Genomic DNA, 18,679 nt, shown 5'->3' on the forward strand with positions numbered 1-18,679 from the left:
GCGCGGAACCGATCCGCCTCAGGCCTGTCGGTCGCTGTACTCCGTGGGCGGCGCCAGTGGTGAGAATTCCTGCTGACACACAGAAATCAGGGCTTCGGTCACCTTGGTCCGGGTCAGGTTGCGTGGGGTGGCGATGTCAACGAAGTTGTCGGTGGCCGACTCCTTCAGCCGACGGTGGATGAGCGGGAGACCCTCATAGCTGCTGCCGCCGAGCGGCCGACCGACCATCAGCGAATAGCCGAGACGGCGGGCGACCAGGGAACGCACCATTTCCACATTCTCACCGGTCCAGCGGATCCACGGTTCGACACCGGCCGCCCGGAACATGGCACGGGCGTTGCTCATCGCCGGCTCGTAACCGATCAGGATCGCGGGTTCGTCCTTCAGGTCGACCAGGCTCACCGTGTCGCGCACGGAGAGCGGATGCCCCTGCCAGAGGACGGCGTAGACGTGCAGCGGCACGATCGGTGTGGTGTCGAATTCGCGCCAGGTCTGGCTGCGCTGGATGAAGGCCGCGTCCAGGGCGCCGTCGACCAACTGCTCCTGGATGGCGTGCGGGCTGCCCTCGCTCAACCGGACCTGGACCTGCGGATAGTCCCGGCTGAACCGATCGAGCAGGCGGGGCAGCAACCAGACCGACAGATTGATCGCTCCAGGTCGTCCAGGGCGAGCGAAACACTGCTCGGTGAGACGTGGCACGCCTGCGCCGCGGCCTTGACGCTGCCCTGGTCGGCGACCGCCAGCAGGTACTGCAGGTGTCGGAGCGTGACATCCATAGCTGATTTCCCGAAATCTGATCTACATTACTTGTGTTTTACACAACTCTGTTCGCCTCGCACTCTAGTCGTGTCGAAACCGGTCGATCACAAAGAGGTGGGGCATGACCAACAACGCCGACGTTCCCGTCGCCGAGACATCCGCGCAGCCGAGAACGGCCAGTCCTGCGGAGATGCGCCGGATCCTCGCGTCCAGCTTCATGGGCAGTGCGATCGAGTACTACGACTTCCTGCTGTACGCCATGGCGGCCGCTCTGGTCTTCGGTCCGCTCTTCTTCGCCGGCAGCAGCCCCGGGGTCGCCACCTTCGCATCCTTCGGAACCCTGGCGGTCGGCTACTTCGCCCGGCCCCTGGGCGGCGTCATCTTCGGCCACTTCGGTGACCTGGTGGGCCGCAAGACGGTGCTGGTCATCTCGATGCTGATGATGGGCGTCGGCACCGTAGCGATCGGTCTGCTGCCGGGATCGGCGCAGATCGGCATGCTGGCCCCGATCCTGCTGGTCGTGCTGCGGATCGTCCAGGGGCTGGCGCTGGGCGGTGAATGGGGCGGTGCGGTGCTGATGGCGCTCGAGCACGCCCCCGACCGCAAACGGGGCTTCGCGGCCAGCTTCGCCAACATGGGCGGCCCGGTCGGCGTACTCAGCGCCACCCTGCTGTTCAGCGCGATGACCCTGCTGCCCCGCGCGCAGTTCCTGGCCTGGGGCTGGCGGATCCCGTTCCTGCTCAGCGCACTGCTGATCGCGGTCGGCCTGGTGATCCGGTTGAAGGTCTCCGAATCCCCGCTGTTCCAGGAACTCGAGGCGAAGGTCGAGGAGCGCAAGACCCCGGTCGTCGAACTGTTCGTGCACAGCCCGCGCGCCCTGCTGCTCGGCTTCCTGGCCGCGATGAGCATCTTCACCCTCTCGGGCATGGTGACGGTCTGGGCGGTCTCCTTCGCGGTCCAGAACGGCGCCAATCAGACCGGGGTGCTGAACGCCAAGGCGATCGGCGCCGTGGGTGCCCTGCTGACCATCATCCTCGGTGCCCGACTGAGCGACCGGTTCGGCCGCCGCCCGGTGCTGCTCGCCGGCGTCGGTGCGGCCGTGCTCTCGGCGCTGCCGATCGTCTGGTTGACCAGCACCGGAACCGTCCTCGGCTACGGTGCCGCGGTGATCCTCGGCCAGCTCTGCCAGGGCCTGATCATCGGCCCGTTCGGGGCGTACGTCGCCGAACTCTTCCCGACCAGGCTGCGCTACACCGGCGCCTCGGTCGCCTATCAGGGCGCGGGCGCCATCGCCGGCGGTCTCACCCCGATGGCCGCGACCGGTGTCCTGCTGCTGACCGGTGGCAACATTCTGGTCCTGGGCATCGCCTGGATGGCCACCCTGCTGATCTCCGGTCTGGCCGTCCTGCTCAGCCGCGAGGGACGGGACAAGGATCTGAGGAGGATCTGACCTATGCCGCACGACGGGGACACCACACCCACCGCACCGCGGGTGCACGCCAACGGCCACGCCCATCGCGGTTACGAGGGTTTCGCCGGGGTGGTCGACGAGTTCGCCTCCCGATCCACCCCGGCCTGGCCGGCCCCGGTACGCGCCCGGCAGGGTGCACCGAACGTGGTGGTGATGCTGATGGACGATATGGGGTTCAGCGACATCGCCCCCTTCGGCGGGGAGATCGCCACCCCGGCGCTGGCCGGCCTGGCCGAGCGCGGCTACCGCTTCACCAACTACCAGACGCCGCCGGTCTGCTCACCGGCCCGCGCCGCGTTGCTGACCAGCATCAACCCGCACCGCGCCGGCTTCGCCTCCGTCGCGCACTCCGATCCGGGCTTTCCGGGCGCCACCCTGGAACTCGCCGACGACGTACCGACGCTGGCCGAGAGCTTCCGGGCGGCGGGTTATGCGACCTACATGGTCGGGAAGTGGCACCTCACCAAGGAGGCCAACCAGCACGACGCCGCCGATCGCAGCTCGTGGCCGCTGCAGCGCGGCTTCGACCAGTACTACGGCTGCCTGGACGGCTGCACCTCGCTGCATCACCCGCACCGGTTGGTCCGCGACAACCAGGCGCTGGTCATCGATGAGTATCCCGAGGGCTACTACCTCACCGATGATCTGACCGACAACGCGATCGACATGATCAAGGGGCTGCGCGGCAACGATCCCGACAAGCCCTTCCTGCTCTATTTCGCGCACCAGGCGGTGCACGGTCCGCTGCAGGCCAAGCCCGCGGACATCGCGAAATACCGCGGCCGCTACGACCTCGGCTGGGATCGGGTCCGCGACGAACGGTTCCGCCGCCAGCTGGCGGACGGGTTGTTCCCGGAGGGCACGGTGAACGCACCCCGCAACACCGAGCCCGGGGCGGAGGTGCCCGCCTGGGACGAGCTGAGCGAGGAGGATCGGGAGCTCTTCGCCCGCTACATGGAGGTGTACGCGGCAGCGGTCGACAACGTCGACCAGAACCTGGCCCGCCTGCTCGGGGTGCTCGAGGACCTGGGTGAGCTCGACAACACCATCATCGTCTTCACCTCCGACAACGGCGCCACCGGTGAGGGTGGGCCGGTCGGCACCAGCAGCTATTTCGGCCACTTCGCGCAGAGCGCGCAATTACCCGACTGGTGGCAGCAGCACCAGCCGCGCGACCCGGAGCTGATCGGCGGGCCGCAGACCACCGTCCACTATCCGCGCGGCTGGGCGTACGCCTCGAACACGCCGTTCCGGCTCTACAAGTTCTTCGCCCACGCCGGCGGGATCCGGGTCCCGATGATCGTCTCCTGGCCGGCCGGAATGCCAAGGCAGGAAGGAGATCCCGGCGTCCGGGACCAGTTCACCTATGTCACCGACATCGGCGAGACGGTGCTGGAGCTGGCCGGGGTGAGCCCCTTGCAGCAGCGGCACGGGCGGCCCGCACCGGAGCGGGACGGAGCCTCCTTCGTACCCGTGCTGCAGGACGCCGAGGAGGACACCCGGCACGTCGCCCAGTACACCGAGTATCAGGGTCGGCGGGCCTTCGTCCGGGACGGCTGGAAGGTGGTCAGTGCACTGCTGGGCAGCAGTCCGGACTGGGCGGACGGTCGCTGGCAGCTCTACGACGTGGCCAGCGACCCGACCGAGACCCGCGATCTGGCCGAAAGCCTGCCGGAGCTGACCCGGCAGCTGGCCGAGCAGTGGACCCGCACCGCCTGGTACAACACGGTGTTCCCGATCAACGACGACGGATCGTTGAGCCGGCAGCGCCCCTCCACCGAGGAATTGCTGGAGCGGCCCGTCGAGCTGTTGGCGTTCACCCCGACCCTGGAGCGGTTCCGATCCAGCAAACTGACCAAGTTCCGGTCCTTCGACATCGAGATCGATGCCACGGTACGCCCCGGTGACAGCGGGGTGCTGGTCTCCCACGGTGATCAGGGCGGCGGTTACGTGCTGTTCGTCCGCGACGACGAGATCTGCTTCAGCTACAACGAATACGGCACGATGCATCGGGTCGCGCTACCGCTCGATCCGGCCGGTGTCGAGGACGTCCGGCTGCGATTCGAGGCGCTGCCGGGGGTCTGCTGGTCGGTCACCCTGTCCGCCGGTGGCCGCTCGGTCGAGGTGCCGGTGGTCCGGCAGCTGTGCGGACTGGCGCCGTTCACCGGGATCAGTGTCGGTGTCGATCGCGGTGGTCCGGTCGACTGGGAGCTCCATCGCGTGCACGGCGCATTCCGTTACCAGGGAGGACTTCGCGCCGTGCGCTATCTGCCCGGGGCGAAGGCCGATTACGACCCCGAGGTGCTGATCGACATCGAACGGGTGGCCCAGCTGGTCCACGAGTGATGGCGGGTGACCGACAGGTACTGCCCGCTCAGAGCACGCTCACCTCGCCTGCCGGTCGGATCTCGGCAAGCGCCGCGGTCAGCGCGGAGCGGGTCTCCGCATCCAGCGCGATCTGTGCTGCAGCAGCATTTTCGCGGATGTGCGCCGGAGTCCGGCTGCCCGGCATCGGGACGACATGCGGGTACTGATCGAGGAGCCAGGCCAGGGCGAGTTGCCCCGGGGTGATACCCAGCCCGGCGGCGAGCTCGCGGATCGGGGCATACCGGTCGCGGTTGGTCGCCAGATTCTCGGCGCTGAACCGCGGGATCGCCCTGCGGAAGTCGTCGGCCGCCAGCTCGGGCAGTTGCCCGGTGAGGAAACCGCCGCCGACCGGGGACCAGGCCGTCACCCCGACGCCCAGCTCGCGCGCTGCGGCGTACAGCTCGGGATCGATCGGTGCCCACATCGACCACTGGGTCTGCACGGCGGCGACCGGATGGATCGCGTGCGCCTCCCGGAGCTGGGCGGCGGTCACGTTGGAGACACCGAGGTGCCGGACCAGGCCGGCGTCGATCAGGTCGGCGACCGCACCGATCGTGTCGGCATAGGGAATCTGCGGATCGGGGAAGTGCGGATAGTAGAGATCGATGACGTCCCGCCCGAGACGCCGCAGGCTGGCCTCGGCGTACGCCCGGACGTGGCGTGGGTCGGTGTTCACGGCAAGCTGGCCGAACTCGTAGCGCACCGGGAAGGTGTGCGGTTCGGCACCGGGTTGCAGCAGGAAGCCGAACTTGGTGGCCACCTGGACCCGGTCGCCGAGGTCGTGGACCGCTCGGCCGACGAGCTGTTCGTTGTGGCCGCCGGTGCCGTAACCGTCGCTGGTGTCGATCAGGGTGCAGCCGGCGTCGACGGCGGCGGCCAGCGCGAGGGCGGCGGACTCGTCATCGATCGGGCCGTACATGCCGGGGGAGAGGACCATCGCGCCGTAGCCGATGGCTGAGGTGCTGAGGTCGCCGAGAGTGCGGTTCGCAGATGTCATGGTCCAAGGCTCGGTGCGCTCGACCCGGGCTGTCCAAGAGTCGTCGGCATAGCCTTTGGCTATGGACATTCACCTGCGTGATCTGCGGTACGCGGTCGCGGTGGCAGACGAACTGAACGTGACGGCCGCGGCGCACCGGCTCTACATCGCGCAACCGACGGTGTCCAAGCAGGTGCGGGCACTGGAGCGGCAGGTCGGTTTCGAGATCTTCGTACGCCGACCCGGCGGCGTCTCGCTGACACCGGCCGGGGAGGTATTGATCGCGCGGGCCCGGATCCTGCTCGCCGACTGGTCCGACGGGCTCCGGGCGGCGCAGGCCGCAGCCGCGCCCGGGGTGTTGCGGATCGGCTTGCAGACCGCGGTCGGTCGGGGTGTGGTCGCCGAACTGACCGAGGTATTGGATCCGGGGCGTTGGCAGATCTCGGTCCGGTTGGTGCCCTGGACCGACCCGACCGCCGGCCTGGTCGACGGTGCGACGGATCTGGGGCTGCTGTGGGAGCCGGTGCCCGACGGGGTGACCGCGCTGCGGGTGCTCCGGGAGGAACCGCGGTCGGTGATCGTCGGGGCCAACCATCGGCTGGCCGGTCGGGCGGCCGTCGACTTCGCCGAGATCGCCGACGACCCGGTGATCGCGCTGCCGGCCACGGCCGGGGTGGTGCGGGACTACTGGTTGGCGGCGGATCGGCGGAGTGTGGCGGCCCGGATCGCGGCGGAGGCCGAGAACGCCGATGAGACCTTCGAGGCGGTCAATGCGGGGCTGGGCATCGCGATCATCGCGCAGGGCAACGGTGAGCTGTATCGCCGATCCGAGGTCGCGGCGATCCCGATCCGCGACCTCGAACCGGCTCGGCTGGTGCTGTGCACCGCCACCCGGGTGAGCGGGAACGCCGAGGCGTACCTGGCGGCGTTCCCCGGTCGGGTCACTTGATGAGCTTGCGCTCCTTGCGGGCCTTGCGCCGCTTGGTGGCCAGGCTCTGCAGGACGAGGGTGGCCCCGGCGCCGACGAGCCAGGAGTCCTTGGCGATCGCGGTGCCCTGCTGGGTCGGGCGGATGCCGTCCTCCTGCCGCATTCCCGGGACCTTGAAGTAGAGCCCCATCAGACCGGCGCCGAAGCCGAGCAGGCCGAGCCCGGCAACCGTGCCGGAGACCGGCGGGGCCAGCAGCAGCGCGCCGAGCGCGGTCTCGCCGGCGCCGAGCAGCTTGAGGAACTGCTTGGGGTCCATGTCCTTGAACGCCGGGTAGGCGGTGGAGGCCATCCCGTGGATCCCTTGAGCGGTCGCCTCGTCGCCCTGCAGCTTGGTCAGCCCGGAGTTGAGGATGAAGGCGCCGGTGGTCGCGCGCAGCGGAAGATCGGTGAGATTCATGGCCGCCATTTTAGGCGTGCGTCTCTGCCTGCGCGGGAGGCGCCCGATCGGCGTACGCCTCAGGCGGCCAGGTCCGCGCTGTCGGGGATCGGCACCACCGTGTCCATGTCGCCGGTGAAGAAGCCGAGTGGGTGCAACCCGATCCGCGGCAGGATCTTCGCCAGGGCGGCGCGCCAGCGCAGGTCGTCGAGGGTGACACCCGGTTGCGGGTGGCCGATCCCGACGAGTACGCCGCTGCCGTGGTCGGCGATCATGGTCAGGAACTCGATGAAGTTCCGGTCCTGCGTCGGGTCGATGTGCCAGTCGACCTCGTTGAGCATGATCGGTGTCGGAATGGGGCGGCCGGCGTCGTCGGTGATCAGCAGCAGCAGGCTGTTGCGGTGCCGGTCGCGGAGGGCGAGGAAGAGGTCGACGACGTCGGCGAGGTTGCTGTCGGTGATCGGTCGGGTGTTCCAGTTTTCCTTGAGCTGTTCGAAAGTCATGCCTCGAGTCTGGTTCGCCCGGGGCACCCGTGTCCGGGCCGGAACGGGGTTATCCACAAGAAATCTGAGCGGAGTCGTCAGCGCCCGGTTGTCGGTGCGGCGAGCCCTGCCGCCATGAACTCGCGGGCGTGGGTGGCCAGGTCGAAGCCGTCGTCCCACAGGTTCCGCCAGATCGCCAGATCGTTGGACAGGCCGGGGGAGAGCACGGCGGAGGAGAAGGATTCGAAGGTGACCGCGCCGCGGTAGTCGATCGTGGCGAGGGCCTCGAACAGTGCGGGGAGGTCGAGGTGGCCGGAGCCGAGGTAGCCGCGATCGTTCTCGCCGATGTGGACGTAGCCGAGCCGGTCGCCGACCTCGATGATCGGGGAGGCGAAGTCCTTCTCCTCGATGTTCATGTGGTAGCTGTCCAGGTGGATCATCACGTTGTCGGAACCGATGTCGTCGGCCAGCCGCAGCGCGTCCTGGGCGGTGTTCACCACATTGGTCTCGTAGCGGTTGCAGACCTCCAGGCCGAGGGTGACACCCACCTTGGCGGCCTCGGCGGCGAACTCTTTGAGGACACCGACGACGTTGTCCCGGCCGGCCTTGCTGAGCGGGCCGGGTGCCTTCCCGAACGCGCTGTAGAGCGCGCCGGTGAGGATGGTGCCGCCGATGCCGGCGGTCACCTCCAGCGAATCCTGGAGCAACTGCTGACCGCGGGCCACCACCGCGGGGTCCTCGCTCGAGACATCGGCGTCCTTGGCCAGGCCGCGGGAGCACACCGTGCCGAGCCCGTTCGCCTCGAGGAGCTCACGGGTCGCCCGCTGATCCAGGTTCACCGAGTCGTGCAGCGAGAACTCCAGGATGTCGTAGCCCGCGGCAGCCGTCTGCTTGACGGCGGTCTCGACGCTCTCGGGAGAGGTATCGCCGACCCAGACGAGGGCGTGGACGCCGAGCTTGTTGGTCGGAGCAGCGGTCGGTGCGGTGTCGGTCATGGTTCCTTCCTATCGGATAGGCGCCGGCACCGGGCTTCTTGCCCGGGCGCGACGTGATTCACGCGCGCATCCGGACACGCGTGCCCCGGCCGTCAGTGCTGCATGTCGATGAACCGTGAGTAGTGGCCCTGGAAGGCCGTCACGATGGTCCGGGTGGGGCCGTTACGGTTCTTGGCGACGATGAAGTCGGCTTCGCCCAGTCTCGCGGACTCCTTGTCGTAGATATCTTCGCGATGAAGCAGGATGACGATATCGGCATCCTGCTCCAGCGATCCCGATTCGCGGAGGTCGGAGACCATCGGCTTCTTATCGGTCCGCTGCTCCGGGCCACGGTTGAGCTGCGACATCGCGACGACCGGAACTTCCAATTCTTTCGCCAGCAATTTGATCTGGCGGGAGAATTCTGAGACCTCGAGCTGGCGGGATTCGACGCGCTTGCCGGAGCTCATCAGCTGGAGGTAGTCGATCACGATCAGCTTGAGCTGGTGCCGCTGCTTGAGCCGGCGGGCCTTCGCGCGGATCTCCATCATCGTCAGGTTGGGCGAGTCGTCGATGAACAGCGGCGCCTCCGAGATCGCCGCCATCTTGCTGGCCAGCCGCTGCCAGTCGTCCTCGTTCATCGTGCCCTTGCGGATGTGGTTCAACGGGATCTGCGCCTCGGCCGAAAGGAGGCGCATCACGATTTCGACCTTGCTCATTTCCAAGGAGAAAATTGCCGAGCAAAGGCCGTGTTTGATCGAGCAGGCGCGGGCGAAATCAAGGCCCAAAGTTGATTTCCCGACGGCAGGCCTGGCGGCCAGGATGACCATTTGTCCGCCGTGCAATCCATTGGTCAATTCGTCCAATTCGACGAAACCGGTCGGCACGCCGGCCATGTCGCCGGAGCGGGAGCCGATCGCCTCGATCTCGTCGAGGGTGGCCTCCATGATGTCGGCGAGCGGCTGGTAGTCCTCGCTGGACTTGCCGTCGTTGACCGAATAGACCGTCGCCTGGGCGCGGTCCACGATCTCGGCGACATCGCCCTCGCCGGCGTACCCCAGCTGGGCGATCTTCACCGAGGCCTCCACCAGCCGCCGCAGGATCGCCTTGTCGCGCACGATCTGGGCGTAATAGCCGGCGTTCGCGGCGATCGTCACCGAGGCGAGCAGGTCATAGAGGTAGGGGTGGCCGCCGACCCGCTGCAGCTGCCCGGTGCGGCTCAGCTCGTTGGCCACCGTCACCGCATCGGCCGGCTCACCGCGGCCGTAGAGGTCGAGGATCGCATCGAAGATGAACTCGTGCTTGGGCGCATAGAAGTCGACACCCTTGAGCACCTCGAGCACATCGGCGATCGCATCCTTGCTCATCAGCATCGCGCCCAGCACCGACTGCTCGGCCTCATTGTCCTGGGGCGGGGTCCGGTCGATGCCACCGGCGGCCCGCTCGGCACGCTGGGCGCGATCACTGGGTCCGGGTCCGGGTCCGGGTCGGAAATCACTCTCCAGGTCGTCGGAGACCTCGGTGCTCACACAACCTCCCACGGGCAGATCTGATGCATGTTCTCGACGCTAACCGGGACCACTGACACTCGTTCGCGTACGCTCCCGCGCGTGTCATCGGGAGCCCCTGGTGGTCCCGTTCTGCGGACCGGACCCCGACACCGTACGCCCTCCGAGGGCCCGACCGAAACCAAGTTATCCACAGGGCATGTGGACAGCCTGTGTGAACCCCGCGCGGAGTTGTGCACGGTCTGGGGATGGACCTGTGGGTAAGTCTGGAGTCTCACCAGTAACATCGCTCTGACAAGCAGAAACGCCCGAGAATGGCGGTGGATGAAAGAAAATCTTGAACCGATTTTTGGGGACTTCGGGACACGCCGAGCGGGCTTGACAGCGCCCTGAGGCGTGTGGGATTGGGGCCGACCTGTGCATAACTTGACGATCATGGACACTCCTCCGGCCCAGCCCGTGATCAACTGACCAGGTCTTGCGACAGATACCATAGGGGGGTATGGTTATGGCCATGGAGAACGAGACCGCGGTCGACCAGGCCCAGCCGACCCATGGCTACACGGCCAACAAGGAGGCGCACCTCAAGCGGCTGCGTCGCATCGAGGGGCAGATCCGGGGCCTGCAGCGGATGGTCGATGAGGACAAGTACTGCATCGACGTCCTCACCCAGGTCTCGGCCGCGACTCGGGCGCTGGAGTCCGTGGCGCTCGGACTGCTCGATGAGCACCTGCACCATTGTGTCGCGCACGCCATCGCCGACGGCGGCGACGGCCAGGAGAAGATCGACGAGGCCACCGCGGCCATCGCCCGGCTCGTCCGCAGCTGACCGAACCAAGATCAATCCCCCAACGATCAATCAGAGGAGAACCATGACCACCGCGAACTACACCGTCACCGGCATGACCTGCGGGCACTGCGTCCAGGCCGTCACCGAAGAGGTCTCCGCCCTGGCCGGGGTGACCGACGTGTCCGTCGAGCTCGAGGGCGGCCGGATGACCGTCACCTCCGAGCAGCCGCTGGACCTGTCCCAGCTCGCCGAAGCGGTCGATGAGGCCGGTGACTACCAGGTCGCGCAGGCCTGAGGCGTACCCCGAAGAACAGCAGCACGAGGAGTTGATCATGACGGCGCTGGACCAGCGACCGCAGAGCGTCGAACTGGAGATCGACGGGATGACCTGTGCGTCCTGTGCGACCCGGATCGAGAAGAAGCTCAACAAGGTCGACGGGGTCAGCGCCACGGTCAACTACGCCACCGAGAAAGCCAAGATCAACAACGTTGGTGATCATGGAATCGACGAGCTGATCAAGGTCGTCGAGGGGGCCGGCTACCGTGCCAGCGTCCCCTCGACGACCCCCACCGGCTCGGACGCGGACGACCCCACCGCCGCACTGCGCGAGAAGCTGATCGTCAGCGCGGTCCTCTCGGTGCCGGTGATCCTGCTCGCGATGTTGCCGCCGCTGCAGTTCAACGGCTGGCAATGGCTCAGCCTCGGCCTGGCCACCCCGGTCGTGCTCTGGGGCGCCAGCGGTTTCCACCGCGCCGCCTGGGTCAACCTGCGCCACGGCACCGCCACCATGGACACCCTGATCTCGATGGGCACCCTGGCGGCGTACGCCTGGAGCGTCTATGCGCTCTTCTTCGGCACCGCCGGCCATCCCGGCATGACCCACCCGTTCAGCTTCCGGTTGGAGCAGGGGGACGGACTCGGAAACATCTATCTCGAGGCCGCCACCGCCATCACCACCTTCATCCTGGCCGGTCGCTACTTCGAGGCCCGCGCAAAGCGCCGCGCCGGCGAAGCGGTCCGCGCGCTGCTGACCCTGGGCGCCAACGAGGTGTCGGTGCTCCGCGAAGGCACCGAGCACCGGGTCCCGGTCGATCAGCTCGCGGTCGGCGACGAGTTCGTCGTCCGCCCGGGGGAGAAGGTCGCCACCGACGGTGTCGTCGCCTCCGGGCGCAGCAGCATCGACAACTCGCTGGTCACCGGTGAATCGGTACCGGTCGAGGTCGGCCCCGGCGATGAGGTGATCGGAGCGACCGTGAACGCCGAGGGCCGGATCGTGGTCCGCGCCACCCGTGTCGGCCAGGACACCCAGCTCGCCCAGATCGCCCGGATGGTCGAGGCCGCCCAGACCGGCAAGGCCCAGGTGCAGCGCCTCGCCGACCGGATCTCCGGCATCTTCGTGCCGATCGTGATCGCCCTGTCGCTGATCACCCTGGTGACCTGGCTGCTGCTCGGCGCCGGTGCCGCCTTCGCCTTCACCGCGGCGGTCGCGGTGCTGATCATCGCCTGCCCCTGTGCGCTCGGTCTGGCCACCCCCACCGCCCTGCTCGTCGGTACCGGCCGGGGCGCCCAGCTCGGCATCGTGATCAAGGGCCCCGAGGTCCTCGAGGACACCCGCCGGGTCGACACCGTGGTGCTGGACAAGACCGGCACCGTCACCACCGGCGCGATGTCGGTGGCCGGCGTACGCCCGGTCGCCGGTGTCGACGAGGCCGAGGTGCTGCGGTTGGCCGCCGCCGTCGAGGACAACTCCGAGCACCCCATCGCGCGGGCCATCGTGGGTGGCTTCGACTCGCTGGCGCTCGCTCAGCCGACGGAGGGGTTGGCGCTCACTCAGCCGACGGTGGGTGTGACCGACTTCATCAACCGACCCGGCCTGGGTGCCGAGGCGACCGTCGAGGGCCGCCGGATCAAGGTTGGCCGACCGGCCCTGGTCGACGGCGAGCTCCCGGCCGAGCTGCGCGCCGCCTTCGACGAGGGCCGCGCCGCCGGGCGTACCGCCGTGGTGGTGATCGCCGACGACGACCCGATCGGCGTCATCGAGGTGGCCGACACCGTACGCCCGAGCTCGGCCGAGGCGATCCGCCGGTTGCGCGCGCTGGGCCTGCGCCCGGTGTTGCTCACCGGCGACTCCGCCACCGCCGCCGAACAGGTCGCCGCCGAGGTCGGCATCGACGAGGTGATCGCCGAGGTGCTGCCCACCGACAAGGTCGACACCGTCCGGGCCCTGCAGGCCGAGGGCCGCCGGGTCGCGATGGTCGGCGACGGCGTGAACGACGCCGCCGCGCTCGCCACCGCCGACCTCGGCATCGCGATGGGTACCGGAACCGACGCCGCCATCGAGGCCGCCGACCTCACCCTGGTGCACGGCGACCTGTTGCTCGCCGGCGACGCGATCCGCCTCTCCCGGGCGACCCTGGGCACCATCAAGGCGAACCTGTTCTGGGCCTTCGCCTACAACGTGGCCGCACTGCCGCTCGCCGCGCTCGGTTTCCTGAACCCGATGATCGCCGGGGCCGCGATGGCACTCAGCTCGGTCTTCGTGGTCAGCAACAGCCTCCGGCTGCGCCGGTTCAAGGCGTACGCCCGCTGAGCCGGTCAGCTCTTGGGGCAGATCGCACAGTCCGCGGCCTTGTTGACCGTGCATAACCCCTGACATGTTCGGGCGGGGAGCCCCCAACTGTGGGTTTTCTCAGCAGATTTTTGGGAAACGGCTCGGAGCAGTTACCATTCCGTGACGAATGAGTCGGGGTGATACGTGCTTGTGCGCCTCGGCACCAAACAGCAGAGTTCTCACGGGAGTCGAGTTGCGCAAGGTAATCCCCCTGGCGGTCGCCGGTGGTGTCCTGGTGGCTTCGGGTGGCGTCTTCGGCGTCAGCCAGGCGATGGCCAAGGATGTGGAGGTGTCCCAGGACGGGGTGCCGATGAAGGTCCGCACCTGGTCCGGAACCGTCGGTGAAGCCCTCCAGGCCCAGAACATCCAGGTCGGTGAGCGTGACCAGGTCGCACCGGCCCTCGGTGAGAAGCTCGCCGACGGCCAGCAGATCAGCGTCCGCTACGGCCGCCAGCTCAACCTCTCGGTCGACGGCGAGAAGTCCTCCATGTGGACCACTGCCACCACCGTGGAGCAGGCGCTCGCGGAGATGTCGATCCGCGACGAGTCCAAGCTCTCCACCTCCCGCAGCGCCGCGATCGGCCGCGAGGGTCTGGATCTCAACATCGAGACCGCCAAGCAGATCACCGTGGTCGTCGCCGGTGAATCGCGCACCGTGATCACCCCGGCCGAGACCGTCGGCCAGGCGCTCGCCGAGGCGCAGATCGAATACGCGCCGACCGACCGGCTCGATCCCGGCGTCGACACCCCGATCACCGAGGGGCTCACCGTCGCGGTGAACAAGGTCGACACCAAGGAGACCACCCGCGAGATCGAGATCCCCTTCAAGACCGTCCGCAAGGAGAGCTCCTCGCTGCCCAAGGGCACCGAGAAGGTCGACACCAAGGGCGTACCGGGCAAGACCATCGAGGTCTGGACCGAGCGCTTCGAGAACGGCAAGAGCATCGAGAACAAGATGACCTCCAGCCGCGTCGACAAGCAGCCGGTCGATGAGGTCGTGCTGGTCGGTACCGGCAGCACCGCCACCCCGACCCCGAAGAGCACCACCCCGTCGAAGAGCCCGAGCAAGGCCCCCACGACCAGCTCGTCGCGCCCCTCCAGCCCGCCGTCGAAGTCCGCGGGCACCAACGCCGGCTCCGGCTCGGGTTCGGGTTCCGGTTCCACCGGTGGCAGCCCGGCCGTCGGCTCCACCTGCCAGGCCTCCATGTACGACGAGGGTCAGATGACCGCCAACGGCGAGGTGTTCAACACCAACGCGCTGACCGCGGCACACAAGACGCTGCCCTTCGGCACCATGGTCAAGGTCACCAACCCCTCCAACGGCAAGACCGTCACCGTCCGGATCAACGACCGCGGCCCCTACATCGCCGGCCGTTGCCTGGACCTGTCGAAGGCCGCCTTCTCGGCCATCGGCAACGTCAGCCAGGGTGTGATGACGGTGGTCTACCAGCCGCTCTGATCCTGGGCCGAGGTGGTTTCGACCCGCTCGATCCGCCCTCGCTCAGCCAGCGTTCACGCACAGTACGCCCGGGCCTCGGCCCGGGCGTACTGCATTTCGCGGCCCCCGTGTCGGCCGGGGACGAGCTGCTTGCCTCGGTGGAGCGCAGATCGCGGTGCAGTGACACGCCGACAACGAGGGCTGAAACGGGTCGATCAGGCGTCGCCGAGGGTGTCGAGGATGCTCTCGGTGAGTCGCTCGCGGGCCTGCGGGGTCATCGGGGTGCTCAGCATGCTCTCGTATCCCCAGGAGCCGTCGGCGGCCATCCGCGCGACCAGACAGCGCAGCGCCACCGCATCGAGTTCGTCGACCGACTGCTCCTCCTCGGGGAACCAGCGCCGGTAGACCCGCTCCCAGGGTGCCAGCCAGTCCGGCTCGTTCGCGGCCTCCATGATCAACCGCAGCTCGACGGTGGTCGGAGCATCCACCGCCGCGCGCACATAGCCGCGCGTACGATCCACCAGGCTCGCGGTCTCCGGCTCCCGCCCGGTGGCGTCGAGGAGTCGGCGCTCCATCCGCGCGGCCAGTTCGGTGTGGATGCCGACCAGCAGGGCGTGCTTGCTGGGGAAGTGGTAGATGAGGCCGCGCTTGGTCACTCCGGCCTGTTCGGCCACCGCGTCGAGAGTGAGGGCGGTGACGCCCCGCTCCGCCACCACCGTCAGGGCCGCATCGATCAGCTTGGGTCGTGCGCTCGGTCGTGCCATCGGTCCTCCTCCTCGACGGTCATTACTATACCATTTGGTGTAGTACACTAAATGGTGAAGTAACCCCCGACCGAGAGACGGAACCGATGGAACTGACGACGGAGACCCCGCAGCGGGCGACGACCCGCACCTGGGTGGGACTGGCGGTCCTGGTGCTGCCGATGCTGCTCATCGCGATCGACGGCATGGTGCTGATCTTCGCGCTGGCCGACATCACCGCGGAGCTGAAGCCCAGCGGCACCCAGCAGCTGTGGATGCTCGACATCTATGCGCTGATGCTGGCCGGCCTGCTGATCACCATGTCCTCACTGGGGGACCGGTTCGGGCGGCGCCGGGTGTTGCTCATCGGCGCGGTCTTCTTCGCGATCGCCTCGGTGCTGGGTGCCCTCTCGACCGCACCCTGGATGCTGATCGCCGCCCGCGCCCTGCTCGGCATCTCCGGTGCGATGATCATGCCCGGCACGCTCTCGCTGATCCGCAACATGTTCGCCGACCGTGACCAGCGGCGTACCGCGATGGCCGTCTGGTCCGCGATGGGTGCGCTCGGCGCCGCCGCCGGCCCCATCGTGGGCGGCTGGATCATCGAGGTGTTCAGCTGGCACGCGGCTTTCCTGATGAACATCCCGGTGATGGTGCTGCTGCTCGCGCTGGCGCCGTTCCTGGTTCCCGAGAGCCGGAACCCGAACCCGGGCCGGATAGACCTGCCCAGCATCCTGTTCTCGCTCGCCGGGATGATCTCCTTCGTCTATGGCGTGAAGACCTTCGCCGAGGGCAAGGGCCCCGGGGTCGCGTTCCTCACCTTCTTCGCCGGCCTCGTGCTGCTCGTGCTGTTCGTGATCCGCCAGCTGCGGATGCCGGTGCCGGTGATCAATGTCCGGCTCTTCCGCGTGCGGGCCTTCACCGGTGCGGTGATCACCGACCTGCTCTCGGTGTTCTCCCTGGTCGGTGCGATGTTCGCCCTCACCCAGTTCCTGCAGCTCGTCCTCGGCCTCAGCGTCATCTCCTCGGCGCTCTGGATGCTGCCGCAGGCCGCCGTCTCCGCCTGCGCCGGGTTCATCGCCGCGGCGCTGGTGAAGCGATTCCCGACCGCCCTGATCGTCGCCCTCGGCGTCCTGATCACCGCCGGCGGTTTCGCGATGCTGCTCCGGCTCACCCCGGACACCCCGCCGTGGATGATCGCCATCACCCTCTGCCTCGTCGGCCTGGGTGCCGGGGTGGGGATGACGCTCACCAACGACCTGATCATGAGTTCGGTACGCCCGGAACAGGCGGGTCAGGCCGCCGCGATCAGCGAGACGGCGTACGAACTAGGCACCGCGTTCGGCACCGCGATCCTCGGGTCGGTGCTGCTCGGCTTCTATCGCCGGGGTCTCGCGGAGGCCGCGCCCGCGGGGCTGCCCGCGACGGTGCTCGAGGGGGCGAAGGAGACCCTGGCGGCGGCACTGGTGTACGCCCAGCAGCTGCCGGGTGAGATCGGTGCGGCGCTGGCGAGCGCCGCGGTCGATTCGTTCACCAGCGCCCTTGCCTGGACCGGTGGTATCGCCGCGGTGATCCTCTTCGCGGTGGCGATCTTCGCGGGCATCATGCTCCGTGGGGTCTCGGCGCAGGCGGACCTGGCCGAGGTCGAGCACTGAGCGCGGCTCAGTCCGCGGACTGCTGGAGCGCCTGGTCGAGTCGCTCGATCTTGCCGGTGAGCTCACCGGTGTGGCCGGGCCGGATGTCGGCCTTGAGCACCAGCGAGACCCGGTTGCCGTAGCGCTGCACCGCCTCGGTGGCGCGTTTCACCACGTCCATGCACTCGTCCCACTCGCCCTCGATGGTGGTGAACATCGAGTCGGTCTGATTGGGCAGGCCGGATTCGCGGACCACGCGGACGGCGGCGGCGACCGCCTCGTGCACGGATTCGGAACCGGAGGGGGCGACGGAGAAGGCGACCAGCATGCCACCAGTCTGCCACCAGCCCCCCGCCCGCGATCCATCGAACCCACAGTGCAATTCCCCAGCCCTGCAGGGGGAGGGGGATGCACGCAGGATTCGATGGATCGCGGCGGGGTCAGCCCTTGGCGCGGCGCAGCGCCTGGGCCTCGGCCTGGCTGACCTGCTGGCCGCGCAGCGCCTTTTCCTGGCCGGCGGCCAGCTCATTCAGCTCGCGGTCACTGATCCCGGCCTTCCGGGCCGCGGCACGGGCCTCCGCCGAGCGCAGATCCGGATTGCTGGTCCGGCTGCGGGACGGGTCGGCGGCGGTCCGGCCGCCGAGGTTGGCGCGCACGCTCTTCCCGCTGCGGCTGTCGGTCATCACGGCCTGCCCGCCGGCGTACGCCGCGGAGGCGAGCGAGGTGCGCGGGGTGCCGAGCTTCGGACCGATCGCGTCGGCGTACGCCGCATAGCCGGCCTTGTTCGGATGGAACGACTCGACCACGTTCAGCGACAGGTTGTGCAGATAGGGCTGGGCGTCGCAGACGGCGTGCCCGGTGAACTGCTGGCGGACATCGACGAAGGTCAACCCGGAACTCGCCGCCTGCTGCTGGATCCGACTGTTCAACAGATCGGCCGCATCGTTCATCCGGCGCATCTCGTCGGCGGAGAAGAAGGTGGCCCAGGAGCAGTCCTGGCCGTTGAACAACCGCGGATAGCCGGCGACCACGATCTTCGCCTTCGGCGCCCTCGTCTTCACCTGGGCGTACACGTCGGCGAGCTTGCTGGGCAGCACATTGTTGGTCTTGGCGACGGCCTCGTTCACCGCCTTGCTGCAATCTCCCCACCAGGACGGTTTCGCGCATTCGGTGACCACCGGTGCGAAGCCGATGTCGTTGCCGCCGATGGTCAGCGTCACGAAGTCGGTCTCGGCCGACAGTGACGGGTACTGCTTGGGCATGTCGGAGGTGATCGCACCGGAACAGGCCTGCAGGTCCAGGTTGAACCCCTTCTCCGCGGCCAGTTGACCGGCGAAGGAGTTGGGTGAGCGGAAGCAGGTGGTGCCGTCGATGATGTAGTTGCCGCCACCGTCACCGGCGGAATAGGAGTCACCGAGGGCGACGTAGTCGTTGGTGGTCGCGGCGAGTGCGGGGGTGAAGCCGGCCAGTGTGCCGAGCGCGACGATCGCGGCTCCGGCTGCTGTGCGGCGCAGGAACGTGGTTGCCCTCATCGAAGTCCTTCTTTCGGGCCCGGGCACGG

The 18,679-nt window shown here is 68.2% G+C and carries 18 protein-coding genes; 8 read left to right on the forward strand and 10 right to left on the reverse strand.

All coding sequences use genetic code 11. From position 1 onward, the window contains the following. Window positions 1–18 precede the first annotated feature (18 nt). Window positions 19–630, reverse strand: a complete 612-nt coding sequence (locus BI335_RS05290; RefSeq protein ID WP_166646757.1) for a LysR substrate-binding domain-containing protein — start codon at window positions 628–630, stop codon at window positions 19–21. Beyond that, complete coding sequence (locus BI335_RS22460; protein ID WP_094405883.1) at window positions 570–776, reverse strand: helix-turn-helix domain-containing protein; 207 nt, start codon at window positions 774–776, stop codon at window positions 570–572. The genes BI335_RS05290 and BI335_RS22460 overlap by 61 nt, the downstream gene beginning before the upstream one ends. A 104-nt stretch (window positions 777–880) precedes the next feature. Between BI335_RS22460 and BI335_RS05300 the strand changes: the two genes are divergently transcribed. Then, the gene (locus BI335_RS05300) at window positions 881–2,209 is read left to right on the forward strand and encodes an MFS transporter (protein ID WP_094405884.1); all 1,329 of its coding nucleotides are present in this window, start codon (window positions 881–883) and stop codon (window positions 2,207–2,209) included. Between the two features lie 3 nt (window positions 2,210–2,212). Beyond that, a complete protein-coding gene (locus tag BI335_RS05305; RefSeq protein WP_094405885.1) occupies window positions 2,213–4,576 on the forward strand; it encodes an arylsulfatase in 2,364 nt (787 codons plus the stop codon). A 28-nt stretch (window positions 4,577–4,604) separates the two neighbouring features. On the opposite strand, the gene BI335_RS05310 is transcribed toward BI335_RS05305, so the two are convergent. Further along, on the reverse strand, window positions 4,605–5,594 hold the full coding sequence (locus tag BI335_RS05310; protein WP_094405886.1) for an aldo/keto reductase: 990 nt from the start codon (window positions 5,592–5,594) through the stop codon (window positions 4,605–4,607). Between the two features lie 61 nt (window positions 5,595–5,655). Here BI335_RS05310 and BI335_RS05315 point away from each other — a divergent pair, with 61 nt between their 5' ends. Further along, window positions 5,656–6,522 carry a LysR family transcriptional regulator gene (locus BI335_RS05315; protein ID WP_094405887.1) on the forward strand — a complete coding sequence of 289 codons (867 nt, stop codon included), beginning with the start codon at window positions 5,656–5,658 and terminating at the stop codon, window positions 6,520–6,522. On the opposite strand, the gene BI335_RS05320 is transcribed toward BI335_RS05315, so the two are convergent. From BI335_RS05320 to dnaB, 4 genes are all read right to left on the reverse strand, one after another. Continuing rightward, window positions 6,515–6,958, reverse strand: a complete 444-nt coding sequence (locus tag BI335_RS05320) for a hypothetical protein (protein ID WP_094405990.1) — start codon at window positions 6,956–6,958, stop codon at window positions 6,515–6,517. The two genes, BI335_RS05315 and BI335_RS05320, sit on opposite strands and share 8 nt — an antisense overlap. A 59-nt stretch (window positions 6,959–7,017) precedes the next feature. Then, window positions 7,018–7,440, reverse strand: coding sequence for a hypothetical protein (locus BI335_RS05325; protein WP_094405888.1), 423 nt, complete (start codon window positions 7,438–7,440; stop codon window positions 7,018–7,020). A gap of 77 nt (window positions 7,441–7,517) precedes the next feature. Beyond that, complete coding sequence (locus tag BI335_RS05330; RefSeq protein WP_094405889.1) at window positions 7,518–8,414, reverse strand: sugar phosphate isomerase/epimerase family protein; 897 nt, start codon at window positions 8,412–8,414, stop codon at window positions 7,518–7,520. Between the two features lie 92 nt (window positions 8,415–8,506). Further along, window positions 8,507–9,820, reverse strand: a complete 1,314-nt coding sequence (gene dnaB / locus BI335_RS05335) for a replicative DNA helicase (RefSeq protein WP_229119460.1) — start codon at window positions 9,818–9,820, stop codon at window positions 8,507–8,509. A 595-nt stretch (window positions 9,821–10,415) separates the two neighbouring features. On the opposite strand from dnaB, the gene BI335_RS05340 reads away from it, so the two are divergent. The 4 genes from BI335_RS05340 (at window position 10,416) to BI335_RS05355 (ending at window position 14,762) form a co-directional block, all read left to right on the forward strand. Next, entirely contained in the window at window positions 10,416–10,730 is a 315-nt protein-coding gene (locus BI335_RS05340; protein ID WP_208109210.1) for a metal-sensitive transcriptional regulator, read from the forward strand. A gap of 43 nt (window positions 10,731–10,773) precedes the next feature. Beyond that, the gene (locus BI335_RS05345; RefSeq protein WP_094355254.1) at window positions 10,774–10,986 is read left to right on the forward strand and encodes a heavy-metal-associated domain-containing protein; all 213 of its coding nucleotides are present in this window, start codon (window positions 10,774–10,776) and stop codon (window positions 10,984–10,986) included. A 37-nt stretch (window positions 10,987–11,023) separates the two neighbouring features. Beyond that, window positions 11,024–13,282, forward strand: a complete 2,259-nt coding sequence (locus BI335_RS05350; RefSeq protein ID WP_094405890.1) for a heavy metal translocating P-type ATPase — start codon at window positions 11,024–11,026, stop codon at window positions 13,280–13,282. Window positions 13,283–13,496: 214 nt separating this feature from the next. After that, window positions 13,497–14,762, forward strand: coding sequence for a septal ring lytic transglycosylase RlpA family protein (locus tag BI335_RS05355; RefSeq protein ID WP_144009731.1), 1,266 nt, complete (start codon window positions 13,497–13,499; stop codon window positions 14,760–14,762). A 194-nt stretch (window positions 14,763–14,956) separates the two neighbouring features. Here BI335_RS05355 and BI335_RS05360 read toward each other — a convergent pair whose 3' ends face one another. Further along, window positions 14,957–15,505, reverse strand: coding sequence for a TetR/AcrR family transcriptional regulator (locus BI335_RS05360; RefSeq protein ID WP_094405891.1), 549 nt, complete (start codon window positions 15,503–15,505; stop codon window positions 14,957–14,959). Window positions 15,506–15,591: 86 nt separating this feature from the next. Here BI335_RS05360 and BI335_RS05365 point away from each other — a divergent pair, with 86 nt between their 5' ends. After that, the gene (locus BI335_RS05365; protein WP_094429874.1) at window positions 15,592–17,139 is read left to right on the forward strand and encodes an MFS transporter; all 1,548 of its coding nucleotides are present in this window, start codon (window positions 15,592–15,594) and stop codon (window positions 17,137–17,139) included. A 7-nt stretch (window positions 17,140–17,146) separates the two neighbouring features. Here the strand turns inward: BI335_RS05365 and BI335_RS05370 are convergent, their stop codons facing one another. Together BI335_RS05370 and BI335_RS05375 are read right to left on the reverse strand one after the other, a co-directional pair. Further along, a complete protein-coding gene (locus tag BI335_RS05370) occupies window positions 17,147–17,446 on the reverse strand; it encodes a thiamine-binding protein (protein ID WP_094429875.1) in 300 nt (99 codons plus the stop codon). Between the two features lie 112 nt (window positions 17,447–17,558). Further along, entirely contained in the window at window positions 17,559–18,650 is a 1,092-nt protein-coding gene (locus BI335_RS05375) for an SGNH/GDSL hydrolase family protein (protein WP_094429876.1), read from the reverse strand. Window positions 18,651–18,679: the final 29 nt, after the last annotated feature.

The sequence above is a fragment of the Enemella evansiae genome (assembly GCF_002250705.1).
In the GTDB taxonomy this organism is placed as follows: Bacteria; Actinomycetota; Actinomycetes; order Propionibacteriales; family Propionibacteriaceae; genus Enemella; species Enemella evansiae.